The 11,205-nt window shown below is 54.4% G+C and carries 11 protein-coding genes and 1 pseudogene; 6 read left to right on the forward strand and 6 right to left on the reverse strand.

Annotated elements, in window-relative coordinates; translation table 11 throughout:
- Positions 1 to 82: 82 nt before the first annotated feature.
- The 6 genes from ACFQUU_RS04665 to ACFQUU_RS04690 form a co-directional block, all read right to left on the reverse strand.
- Entirely contained in the window at positions 83 to 859 is a 777-nt protein-coding gene (locus ACFQUU_RS04665) for a peptidylprolyl isomerase (RefSeq protein ID WP_382243319.1), read from the reverse strand.
- A 55-nt stretch (positions 860 to 914) separates the two neighbouring features.
- A complete protein-coding gene (locus tag ACFQUU_RS04670) occupies positions 915 to 1,190 on the reverse strand; it encodes a BolA family protein (protein ID WP_382243322.1) in 276 nt (91 codons plus the stop codon).
- A complete protein-coding gene (locus ACFQUU_RS04675; protein WP_382243402.1) occupies positions 1,187 to 1,807 on the reverse strand; it encodes a septation protein A in 621 nt (206 codons plus the stop codon). Before ACFQUU_RS04675 ends, ACFQUU_RS04670 begins: the two co-directional genes overlap by 4 nt.
- A gap of 64 nt (positions 1,808 to 1,871) precedes the next feature.
- A complete protein-coding gene (gene msrB / locus ACFQUU_RS04680) occupies positions 1,872 to 2,267 on the reverse strand; it encodes a peptide-methionine (R)-S-oxide reductase MsrB (protein WP_382243324.1) in 396 nt (131 codons plus the stop codon).
- Positions 2,264 to 3,781, reverse strand: a complete 1,518-nt coding sequence (locus ACFQUU_RS04685) for a YdiU family protein (protein ID WP_382243327.1) — start codon at positions 3,779 to 3,781, stop codon at positions 2,264 to 2,266. The genes msrB and ACFQUU_RS04685 overlap by 4 nt, the downstream gene beginning before the upstream one ends.
- A complete protein-coding gene (locus tag ACFQUU_RS04690) occupies positions 3,778 to 4,566 on the reverse strand; it encodes a Crp/Fnr family transcriptional regulator (protein ID WP_382243329.1) in 789 nt (262 codons plus the stop codon). Before ACFQUU_RS04690 ends, ACFQUU_RS04685 begins: the two co-directional genes overlap by 4 nt.
- 200 nt (positions 4,567 to 4,766) lie before the next feature.
- Here ACFQUU_RS04690 and ACFQUU_RS04695 point away from each other — a divergent pair, with 200 nt between their 5' ends.
- The 6 genes and pseudogenes from ACFQUU_RS04695 to ACFQUU_RS04720 all read left to right on the forward strand — a co-directional run.
- The gene (locus ACFQUU_RS04695) at positions 4,767 to 5,543 is read left to right on the forward strand and encodes a class II aldolase/adducin family protein (protein WP_382243332.1); all 777 of its coding nucleotides are present in this window, start codon (positions 4,767 to 4,769) and stop codon (positions 5,541 to 5,543) included.
- 35 nt (positions 5,544 to 5,578) lie between these two features.
- Complete coding sequence (locus ACFQUU_RS04700) at positions 5,579 to 6,166, forward strand: HD domain-containing protein (protein WP_382243335.1); 588 nt, start codon at positions 5,579 to 5,581, stop codon at positions 6,164 to 6,166.
- A gap of 121 nt (positions 6,167 to 6,287) precedes the next feature.
- A complete protein-coding gene (locus ACFQUU_RS04705) occupies positions 6,288 to 7,940 on the forward strand; it encodes a 3-(methylthio)propionyl-CoA ligase (protein WP_382243405.1) in 1,653 nt (550 codons plus the stop codon).
- Between the two features lie 98 nt (positions 7,941 to 8,038).
- Positions 8,039 to 9,286, forward strand: a complete 1,248-nt coding sequence (locus ACFQUU_RS04710; RefSeq protein ID WP_382243407.1) for a branched-chain amino acid ABC transporter substrate-binding protein — start codon at positions 8,039 to 8,041, stop codon at positions 9,284 to 9,286.
- Positions 9,287 to 9,631: 345 nt separating this feature from the next.
- Positions 9,632 to 10,876 carry a branched-chain amino acid ABC transporter substrate-binding protein gene (locus ACFQUU_RS04715; protein ID WP_382243337.1) on the forward strand — a complete coding sequence of 415 codons (1,245 nt, stop codon included), beginning with the start codon at positions 9,632 to 9,634 and terminating at the stop codon, positions 10,874 to 10,876.
- A gap of 94 nt (positions 10,877 to 10,970) precedes the next feature.
- Positions 10,971 to 11,205: pseudogene (locus ACFQUU_RS04720) on the forward strand (branched-chain amino acid ABC transporter permease); the annotation flags it as partial.

The following is an 11,205-nucleotide window of genomic DNA, read 5'->3' on the forward strand; positions in this document are numbered from 1 at the left end:
CCAAGAATCGCAGGCCAAACAAAAAGCGCTCCAATTGGAGCGCTTTTTATTCGTCGTGCCGAGAACGAACCGGCTTACTGATTTACTGCACTTTAGCCTTTTTGCGCAGGTCTTCCTGGAAAGCCTGCAACTTCTTCTGCTGCAGCGATTCCGCAATTTGCGGCTTTACTTCTTCCAGCGTCGGGATCTTGGCTGCGCGGACATCTTCCAGCTTGATTACGTGGAAGCCGTATTGTGTCTTCACCGGTGTTTCAGTGATCTGGCCCTTCTGCAGGCCAACCATTGCATCGGAGAACGGCTTCACGAACGAAGCAGGAGACGCCCAGTCGAGGTCACCGCCATTGGCTGCGGAACCCGGGTCCTTGGATTGCTTGGCCAGGTCTTCAAACTTGGCACCGCCCTTGAGCTTGGTGATAATCGCCTTGGCGTCATCTTCCTTCTCTACCAGGATGTGGCGAGCGTGATATTCCTTATCGCCGGCCTGGGATTTGAACTTGTCGTATTCGGCCTGAACTTCGGAATCATTGACCGGATTCTTCTTCAGGTAGTCCTGAACCAGCGCACGAATTGCGATCGACTGGCGGGCAATTTCAACCTGGTTCTTGACGTCAGGGCTATTGCTCAGGCCGCGTTTGTCAGCTTCCTGGATCAGGATTTCACGGTTGATCAATTCTTCCTTGACCATTGCGCGCAGCTGGGGCGAATCAGCCTGACCTTGAGCAGCCAGCTGCTTGACCATGGCGTCGGCGCGCGACGAAGGAACGGGTTTGCCGTTCACCACGGCGAGGTTTTGCGCCATAACTGGCAGCGCAAGGGCAGCGACGAGCAGCATGAGCAGGCGAGCGGGTTTCAATGTCATTTTTATCTGTTCCTAAAATCCGAAAAGGTAGGGGTTAAAACAAATTCAGGCACGTCTAGGTGTTGAGTTCAGAGGGCGCGATGGCGATGATGTTGATGGCGTGTATCTCGCTCTGCATCATGTCGCGGAGGCAATCATACACCAGCCGATGGCGGGCTATCCGATTTAGTCCGGCAAACCGGTCAGACACCAGGCGTAGCCTGTAATGTCCGGCACCCGTGGAGGCGCCTGCATGACCGGCATGCAAATGGGATTCGTCGTCGAGTTGACACTCAAGCGGTTCAAAAGTTGCAAGCACACGCTCACGAATTTTATCGATTCTTTCTGTCATTGCGTGTCCTTAACATGTCGCGACAGCAGAAGGCTCTGTGCAATAACGAAGGCAAGCATCAGACCAGTAAAACCGAATAACTTAAAGTTTACCCAGAATGCAGTGGAGAAATTAAACGCAATATACAAGTTGACCAATCCCATTGCACCGAAGAATGCAGCCCAGGACAAGTTGAGTTTTTGCCAGACCGGATCTGTCAGAACCAACTGTTTTTGCATCATCAGGCGGATCAGATTCTTGTTCAATACCAGCTGGCTAATTACCAGGGCCGCGCCAAAAGACCAGTAAAGCACGGTCGGCTTCCACTTGATGAAAGTTTCGTTATGAAAGTAAATCGTAGCACCGCCAAATACGACGATGATGGCAAGCGAAACCCATAGCATCACGTCGACTTTCTTGCTGCGCATCAGCAGATAGCCGATCTGACCAATTGTTGCGACGATTGCTACTGCGGTCGCGAGCATGATGGGCGCTTGGCTTACGGTGGCGGCACCACCGGACACCAGTCCGGACAAGTATTGCTGTACCAGGCCTTGCGCCGCCTCTGGATGGCCTTCACCCCATTTGAACATGACAAAGAAGAGAATGACCGGGAACAGATCGAACAGGAACTTCATATCGGCGACGGTTCTTTCGCAGGCAAGTGTTGCTTGAGTGGCTAAAAGTAAATTACTACTTGGACTACTTGGGTTCGAAACGCAAAGACGCGGAATTGATGCAGTAACGCAATCCGGTCGGCGGCGGACCATCCGGAAAAACATGGCCCAGATGCGCGTCGCAGACATTGCAAAGAATTTCGGTGCGTATCATGCCATGACTGCGATCGATACGCTCGGAAACATTTTCCGGGTCAAGCGGTTTAAAGTAGCTTGGCCAGCCACAGCCCGAGTCGAATTTCGTGTCGGATTCAAATAGCGGCGTGTTGCAACAAACGCAAACATAAATGCCGTGCTCATGATGATCCCAGTACTTCCCGGTGAATGCACGCTCGGTCGCGGCATGACGGGTCACCTGGTATTCGATGGGCTCAAGTGCGGCGCGCCATTCGGCGTCAGTCTTGGTTACTTTTTTTGTCATGATGAGCAGCTTACCTCCAGTTCGCTCGCCCAGTCGGGCGGTAATTCAGCATAGTGTTCGTTTTCCGGTTGCTCGTCGAAGGGGCGTTCGAGTACCGCGAGTAACCTAGCAACTTCGGAAAAATCCTTATTTTGCGCTTTTTCAATCGCAATTTGGGCAAGGTAATTGCGCAGCACATATTTGGGGTTGACCGCATCCATCGCCTGTTTACGCTTGACGTCGTCACTATTTTCCTGGCGCAGACGATCACGGTATTGCGTGGCCCAAGCGTCGAAGGCCGGTCGGTCAATGAACAAATCACGGATTGGCTCATCACCGGCCGGCGCGTCAATCTGCAGGTTGCCGAGACGCCGGAAGAACAGCGTAAAGTCGACATGCGTATTCTGCATCAGCGTATGCATGTCGTCGATCAGCTTCAAATCGCCGTCCTGGCGAGTCATCAAGCCAAGCTTGGCGTGCATGAGCTGATCGAACTTTGCCTCGTAAGCCGGCTTGTAAATTTCGAGCGCGGATTCAACGTCTCCGACTTCGCCCACCAGCGGCAGCAATGCCTGTCCAAGCGCATAGCAGTTCCACTGACCGATCCGTGGCTGCATGTGGTAGGCATAGCGGCCCTGATGATCGCTGTGATTGCAGATGTAACGAGCGTTGAAGGCCTCCATGAAACCGAAAGGGCCATAGTCAATAGTGAGTCCGAGGATGGACATGTTGTCGGTATTCATCACGCCGTGCATAAAACCCACCGACTGCCACTGTGCCATCAATTCCGCAGTGCGGCGCGCCACCTCGGTGAGCAGCGCACGATATGGGTGCTCGGTGCTTCGCAGCTCCGGATAAAAGCGCTCGATCACGTAGTCGGTAAGTGTCTTCAGTTCCTCTTTGCGGTCGTTGTAAAACCAGTGTTCGAAGGAGCCAAAACGTACAAAGCTTGGCGCCATCCGTGTGGCAATGGCACTGGTCTCCGCCGTCTCCCGAAAGACTGGCATGTCGGACCCGGTAACGCAAAGGGCGCGCGAGGTCGGAATGCCAAGCGCGGCCATCGCTTCCGAGCACAGGAATTCGCGAATGGAGGAGCGCAATACAGCTCGGCCATCGCCCATGCGGGAGTAGGGCGTCAAGCCCGCTCCCTTGAGCTGCAGTTCAAGTCGTCCCGGCGGCGATGATTCGTTCGCAGGGACATCACCCAGCAAGATAGCGCGACCATCTCCAAGCTGCCCTGCCCATACGCCGAACTGGTGGCCTGAGTACACGGCCGACAAAGGTTCTGAGCCTGGCAGGGTGCGATTGCCGGAGAACGCATCGATAATTTCCGGACGGGCAAGCTCTTCCACGTCCAGGCCAATCAATGCTGCGGCCGATGCGCTTGCTCCAACCAGATAAGGCGCAGGAACCGGTGTTGCCTGAAGGCGTGTATAGAAGGACGGGGGCAGGCTGGCGAAAGAATTTTCAAAAGGCAATTCGACAGCGCGATAGCGTAGCTGGCCTGGCAACGGTCCTTCCTGTGGTGCATTCATGGAGCTTCCTTGATTGGGTGGGAGCCGGAAGACGTGCCTGCTGTCTTGCGCGGGCTGCGCGTCTCGGCCTGATCCGGATAGGCAATCAACGCCAATGCCTCCGGCTGAGTAATCGATATGCGTCCGTATCTGGTTTTTATCAAGCCGTTTTGTTCCCAGATATGTAGCTGCTTGGAGATGCTTTGCCGCGATTTTCCCAGCAGGTGGCCGAGTTCTTCCTGCGTCAGCGGAACTTCGCGTCCCTGCGCGTCGACGGTCGCATTGAGCGGGGATGGATGGATATGAGCAAGCTCCAGCAGACGACGTGCAAGGCGCTGGGTCAGTGGTGCAATTGCTGCTTCCTCGACCAGGTCGAAGGTCGCGCGCAGGCGCATGCTCAGCACTTTGGCAAAGCGCTCGTAGATCGCCGGATAACGTGACAGCAAGCGCTTGAAGTCGGTCTTTGCATGGAATAACAGAACGGTTGGCCCGGACGCATGACCGTCATGGGTACGGGGGAGGCCATCAAACAGTGAAATCTCGCCAAAGCAATTCGGCGCATCGAGAACGGCAATTGTCGTGGCATGCCCGTCTACGGTGGCACGGGTGAAACGTACGCCGCCGCTGGCGATCGTATAAAAACCGTCTGCTTCCGCGCCACGCGCATGAATCAGTGTGCCGTCTTCCACTGCGCGCAGGGCGGCACATGCCGCAGCGTCGTCAATCACGTCGTCCGGAAAGCCGGATAACCATGAACGCCTTAACACGCTGGCCTTGTCGATGTCGTCGGTACCGCGATTATGCATGTCGAATGTTAAAAAGTTGACAGTGTTGTGCCGTGCGATATGGGGATACTGCGGACAATAACTGCATTGATTCGCAGTGGTTGCCACATCATTCGGCATGGTTACTACCCGGCCCTGAACTGGATTCTGTGCCAAGACCAAGACCGAGGGCCTGCCTTTGGCGGCAACCCTTTATTCTGACAGAGAAGAGGAGACACCATATGAACGCCCCAGAAAAACTGACTATTCCATCGTTGAGAGATCGTGTTTCTCCAGAGGAATGGCAGACCCGTGTTGACCTCGCCGCCTGTTATCGGCTTGTTGCCGACTTTGGTTGGAGCGACCTGATCTTTACCCACATTACCGCAAGAGTGCCGGGTACTGAAGATCAGTTCCTGATTAATCCCTACGGCATGATGTTCGATGAGATCACCGCATCGTCGTTGGTGAAAATCGACCTGCATGGCAACAAAATTGAAGACTCGCCTTTCCCGATCAATCCTGCCGGCTTTACGATCCATTCGGCGATCCATGCAGTACGGCATGATGCACAATGTGTATTACACGTTCACAGTATCAATGGCGTTGCCGTTTCGGCTCAAAAGAATGGCTTGCTGCCACTGTCCCAGCAATCGATTTTTGTCCTGTCGAGCCTCGCTTACCATGATTACGAAGGCGTTGCCCTCAACGATGAGGAAAAGCCCCGCCTGGTTGCCGATCTAGGTAACAAGAATTACCTGATGCTGCGCAACCATGGTTTGCTGACACTTGGCAAGACCATCGCGGATGCGTTCGTCAATATGTATATCTTCGAAGCCGCCTGCATGATTCAGATCCGCGCGCAATCGGGTGGGGGAGAACTGATAGGGATCCCACCAGGCATTATCAGTGGCGCCCAGCAACAAGCGCGCACTGTTACCAAATCCCAGGGAGGCATGCTGGCATGGCCTGGATTGCTTCGGCGCCTGGATCGTATCGATCCATCCTTCCGCGATTAACCCCTACGCCTAACAATTTGACTGAGAGAAAACAGATGGAGACAACCGAACAAACGCGCGCGACCTTTCGTGACATGCAGCAGAGCACGGCGGACGACTGGAAAATCATTGGGGCAGAGTTCAAATCGTATTCGGCGGCCTTGCCCGACCGGGTTCTCGCGCACCTGCGACTACTCGATGGCGACTGCGGCGGCTTTCCAGTGGATCGTCTTACGCATAGCCTGCAAACTGCGACGCGTGCGCATCGCGATGGCAGGGATGAAGAATACGTCATTTGCGCATTGCTGCATGACATCGGCGATACCCTCGGTAGCTTCAATCATCCGGACATCGCCGCAGCCATCCTCAAACCGTTCGTCAGTCCAGAGAATCATGCCATAGTCGAAAAGCATGGAATTTTCCAGGGCTACTATTTTTTCCATCACCTCGGCATGGACCGCAATCTGCGCGACCAGTTCGCCGGACAAGCCTTATACGATGCCACACTTGAGTTTTGCGAAAAATACGATGCACCGGCTTTCGACCCGGAATACGACACTTTGCCACTCGAATTTTTTGAGCCAATGCTGCGCCGCGTAATGGCTCGGCCCAAAAATACGATTTACAAGACCGTTAGCCCGTAAAAAGTCTCTTACATGACATTGGTGCGGCGCATCATCGAAAGTCGTTGACGATTTTAGTACGGTCGTTCAAAAATCATGCTTCAATTAGGATAAGAATTCTAACTTCGAGGCAGGAGGCATGATGTCGCAATATCCAAAGAGCCCATTAATGGGCCAGATGATGAGCCAGCCCTTGCTCATCTCCGGTATTATCAAGCACGCAGACCGGTACTACGGCAGCAACGAGATTGTTTCGCGACGCGTGGAAGGCGATATCCATCGTTATACCTATCGTGACTGTCACCGCCGTGCTCGCCAAATGGCGAATGCCCTGACAGGGCTCGGCGTCAAGATGGGTGACCGGGTGGCCACACTGGCCTGGAACGGTTATCGCCACCTGGAGTTGTATTACGCAATCTCCGGTTCCGGTGCAGTCATGCACACCATCAATCCACGCCTGCATCCCGAGCAGATCGCCTATATCGCGAACCATGCCGAAGACCAGTATCTGTTCTTCGATATGACTTTCCTGCCGCTGGTCGAAGCTTTTGCCGCCCACTGCAAGACGGTCAAGGGCTTCGTGATGATGGGCGACAAGGATCGCATGCCGGCGGAAACCAAGATTCCCAACCTGATGTGCTACGAAGAACTGATTGCGAATAACTCGGATCAGTACGAATGGCCGCAGTTTGACGAAAACTCGGCGTCCAGTCTTTGCTATACCTCGGGTACGACTGGCAATCCCAAAGGTGCGCTGTACTCGCATCGTTCCACGGTACTGCATTCCTACGCCTCGGCGATGCCCGACGCGCTCAATGTGTCGGCACGCGATTCGGTGCTTCCCGTGGTCCCGATGTTCCACGTCAACGCCTGGGGCTTGCCGTATTCCGTGCCGCTTACCGGTGCCAAACTGGTGTTCCCAGGACCGGCACTCGACGGTAAATCGGTCTATGAACTGTTCGAGCAGGAGAAGGTTACTTTCTCGGCGGGTGTTCCGACGGTCTGGCTTGGTCTTCTCACCTATGTCGGGCAAAATAATCTGAAGTTTTCTACTTTCAAACGTACAGTGATCGGCGGTTCGGCCTGTCCGCCTGCCATGATGAAAACCTTCCGCCACCAGTACGGTGTCGAAGTGGTGCACGCATGGGGCATGACGGAAATGTCGCCGCTCGGTACGACTGGTACGCTGCAGAGCCACCACATGGATCTGCCGGAAGAGAAGAAGCAGGCTGTCCTCGAAAAGCAAGGCCATGCAATCTATGGCGTCGACATGAAGATTGTTGGCGACGATGGCAAGGAACTGCCATGGGATGGCAAGACTTACGGTAACCTGCTGGTGAAAGGACCGTGGATCATCAGCAGTTATTTCAAGGGCGAGGGTGGCGATGTCTTGCAGGACGGCTGGTTCCCGACTGGCGACGTGGCTACCATCGACGCCGATGGCTATATGCAGATTACCGACCGCAGCAAGGACGTCATCAAGTCCGGCGGCGAATGGATCGGTACCATCGATCTTGAGAATATCGCGATGGCGCATCCCGCCGTTCAGCAGGCTGCATGTATCGGTGTTTTCCATCCGAAATGGGACGAGCGGCCGCTGCTCGTCGTGGTGAAGAAGCCAGGAGCCGAAGTCACCAAGGAAGAACTGATCAAGTTCTATGACGGCAAGATTGCCAAATGGTGGACGCCTGACGATGTGACATTCGTCGATGCTTTGCCGATCGGTGCCACCGGCAAAGTACTGAAAAACCGCATTCGTGAACAGTTCAAGGAGTACAAGCTACCCACTGCATAAGCATTTGAATAGACCTGCGTATCTGCAACTGACACAACAAGAAGCCGGAAAGGCCGTTGTTTTACACAGCATACCCACTTAAGGATGAGAGACATATGATGAAGAAGATTCGCCCCCTCGTAATGGCCGTTTCCGTCGCTGCTGCGTTCGCCGCCCCGGCGTCCCATGCAGATGTAATCAAGATCGCGATGATCGAAACGATGTCGGGCGCATTTGCCCCGATCGGGCAGAACCAGTTGAACACTTTCCGCATGTTTGCAGAGATGGCCAACCAGCAGAAGTGGGCCGGCAACCATACTGTGGAAGTCAATGCATTTGACGGCAAGGGCAGCCCGCAGGAATCGCTGAACCAGCTCAAGACAGTCATCGACCAGGGTTATCGCTTCATCGCTCAGGGTAACGGTTCGGGCGTTGCGCTGGCGCTCGTGGACGCGGTGAACAAGCACAATGAACGTAACCCGGGCAAGGAAATCGTCTTCCTGAATTACTCGGCGATCGACCCTGACCTGACCAACAGCAAGTGCAGCTTCTGGCACTTCCGTTTCGATGCCAACTCGGACATGAAGATGGAAGCCCTGACTTCCTACATGGCGAAAGACCAGAGCATCAAGAAGGTCTACATCATCGGCCAGAACTATGCGCACGGCCACCAGGTTACCCGCGCTGCGAAGGACTATCTGAAGCGTAAGCGTCCTGACGTCCAGATCGTCGGTGACGACCTGCACCCGATCGCGACTGTCAAGGATTTCGCCCCTTATGTCGCCAAAATCAAGGCTTCCGGAGCGGATTCCGTTATTACAGGCAACTGGGGTGCCGACCTCGCGTTGCTGGTCAAGGCTGCCAAGGATGCGGGCCTGACCGCCAAGTTCTACACTTACTACGGTGGCACGTCGGGTGTGCCGACTGCGATGGGTGGCTCCGTTGCCGGCCTGGTCAAGCAAGTTGCTTACTGGATCCCGAACAACGAAACCTTTTCAGGCAAGGATATCGTCGAAGCCTTCAAGAAAAAGTACAACGACGATTTCTACGTGAGCGACATCTACACCGTCGTGCAGATGGTTTCCAAAGCGGCCAAGGACACTAACTCCACCGATCCGGTCAAGGTTGCATTCGCGCTGGAAGGCATGAAGACCAAAGCCATCAACGGCGATGTCGAGATGCGCGCCGCAGACCACCAGTTGCAGCAGCCACTCTACATTTCCACTTGGGAAAAAGTCGACGGCAAGAAAGTTAAATACGACCAGGAAAACACTGGTTATGGTTGGAGCATGGATCAGAAGATCGACTCCTACGTTGCGACCCAGCCGCATTCATGCCAGATGAAGCGCCCGGCACGTCCTTCCTAAGCATTACTTCTCGGCGGCATGGTACCGAAGCGGTCCATGCCGCATTTCGCCGCAGAGCGGCGAATGTCCGAATGTTCCAGTTGCAGAGCAGTACCTTATCGCGAAGTGCCGGCCACGTAATCCTTTACCGGCCGGAATGCGAGGACAGTGCACATCCCCTCAACAGGATGCGCCCGCTCGTATGCCAGAACGGTTTCATGCACCAAAATTGCACCAGAATCCAGTCACGCGTGAAAGGGAAATGCCATGACAGACACTAGTTAAACTCCTTTGATAACGGTGCTTTACACCGGGTATAACCATAGATATGCTGTAAGCACAAAACACCTAAAAAGGAAGAGACAAATGGCTATCCAATTCAAATCCCTCATCATCCCGCTTTCATTGGCCGCTGCATTCGCCGGTCCCGCTACGGCACATGCAGAGACGGTAAAGATGGCGTTTATCGACCCGCTTTCCGGACCGTTTGCACCGGTCGGACAGGGTATCCTCAAGAGCTGGCAATACATCGCTGAAATGGCGAACGCGCAGAAATGGGCGGGCGGCAATACTTTTGAGATCGTTGGTTTCGATAACAAGGCAAGTCCGCAAGAATCGCTGTCGCAACTGAAGACAGCTATCGATCAGGGTTACCGTTACATCATTCAGGGCAACGGCTCCGGCGCAGCGCTCGCGCTCATCGATGCGGTCAACAAGCACAACGAACGCAACCCGGGCAAGGAAGTACTTTTCCTCAATTACGCCGCGGTCGATCCCGACCTGACCAACTCCAAGTGCAGTTTCTGGCATTTCCGGTTCGATGCCAATTCCGACCAGAAGATGGAAGCCATGACAACGTACATGGCCAAGGACCCGAACATCAAGAAGGTCTATATCATCGGCCAGAACTATTCGTTCGGGCACCAGGTAACGCGCGCAGCAAAGGACTACCTGAAGCGCAAGCGCGCGGATGTTGAAATCGTCGGCGACGACCTGCACCCGATCGGTCAGGTCAAGGACTTCTCGCCATACATCGCGAAGATAAAGGCATCCGGTGCCGATACGGTCATTACCGGTAACTGGGGCGCAGACCTGGCTTTGCTCATCAAGGCCGCCAAGGAAGCCGACCTCAAGGCTAATTTCTACACGTATTACGCCAGCACTACCGGCGTGCCTACGGCTATGGGACCGGCAGGCGCTGATCGCGTCAAATATGTCGGCTACTGGAACGTCAACAATGAAAAGTTTGTTGGCAAGGAAATCGTCGAGGGCTTCAAACAGAAGTACAACGACGACTACTACGCCATGGCAACTTATACCGGGCTGGCCATGGTCGGGAAGGCAATAAAGGAAGCCAAGTCGACCGATCCGGTCAAGGTGGCGTTGGCCATGGAAGGAATGAAGGTACAGAGTCTCAACGGCGAGGTCGAAATGCGCAAGAGCGATCACCAGTTGCAGCAACCTCTGTACATCGCTACATGGACCAAGGTTAATGGCAAGGATGTGAAGTATGACCAGGAAAATACCGGCTACGGCTGGAAGACCGACGTCAAGCTTGACGCCTTTGTCGCTACCCAACCGACGTCCTGCCAGATGAAGCGTCCGCTGTAATTCACTCCCCGGTGGCGTGTCGGCTGATGACACGCCACTTTTTTGTCGTCGAAAAAAGTACGGTCGTACATGAATTTGAAATAGGGGTTGCCTCGTGGAGTTTACTTTAATTACCTTGCTTAACGGTCTGAGCTACGGGCTCCTGCTGTTCATGCTTTCTTCCGGCCTCACGCTGATTTTCAGCATGATGGGCGTACTGAACTTTGCGCACGCCAGCTTTTACATGCTGGGTGCGTATTTCGCCTATGCGATCAGCATCAAGATCGGTTTCTGGCCGGCGTTGATCGTCGCGCCGCTGCTGGTCGGTGCCATCGGTGCCCTGGTCGAGC

It is taken from the genome of Herbaspirillum sp. GCM10030257 (assembly GCF_042666555.1).
Classification (GTDB): Bacteria; Pseudomonadota; Gammaproteobacteria; order Burkholderiales; family Burkholderiaceae_D; genus Noviherbaspirillum.

Coding starts and splice junctions, on each gene's coding strand:
- ACFQUU_RS04705 (WP_382243405.1), top strand. CDS start 6,288: ATGTCGCAATATCCAAAGAGCCCATTAATGGGCCAGATGATGAGCCAG.
- ACFQUU_RS04675 (WP_382243402.1), bottom strand. CDS start 1,807: ATGAAGTTCCTGTTCGATCTGTTCCCGGTCATTCTCTTCTTTGTCATG.
- ACFQUU_RS04685 (WP_382243327.1), bottom strand. CDS start 3,781: ATGAATGCACCACAGGAAGGACCGTTGCCAGGCCAGCTACGCTATCGC.
- ACFQUU_RS04715 (WP_382243337.1), top strand. CDS start 9,632: ATGGCTATCCAATTCAAATCCCTCATCATCCCGCTTTCATTGGCCGCT.
- ACFQUU_RS04710 (WP_382243407.1), top strand. CDS start 8,039: ATGAAGAAGATTCGCCCCCTCGTAATGGCCGTTTCCGTCGCTGCTGCG.
- msrB (WP_382243324.1), bottom strand. CDS start 2,267: ATGACAAAAAAAGTAACCAAGACTGACGCCGAATGGCGCGCCGCACTT.
- ACFQUU_RS04695 (WP_382243332.1), top strand. CDS start 4,767: ATGAACGCCCCAGAAAAACTGACTATTCCATCGTTGAGAGATCGTGTT.
- ACFQUU_RS04700 (WP_382243335.1), top strand. CDS start 5,579: ATGGAGACAACCGAACAAACGCGCGCGACCTTTCGTGACATGCAGCAG.
- ACFQUU_RS04665 (WP_382243319.1), bottom strand. CDS start 859: ATGACATTGAAACCCGCTCGCCTGCTCATGCTGCTCGTCGCTGCCCTT.
- ACFQUU_RS04670 (WP_382243322.1), bottom strand. CDS start 1,190: ATGACAGAAAGAATCGATAAAATTCGTGAGCGTGTGCTTGCAACTTTT.
- ACFQUU_RS04690 (WP_382243329.1), bottom strand. CDS start 4,566: ATGCATAATCGCGGTACCGACGACATCGACAAGGCCAGCGTGTTAAGG.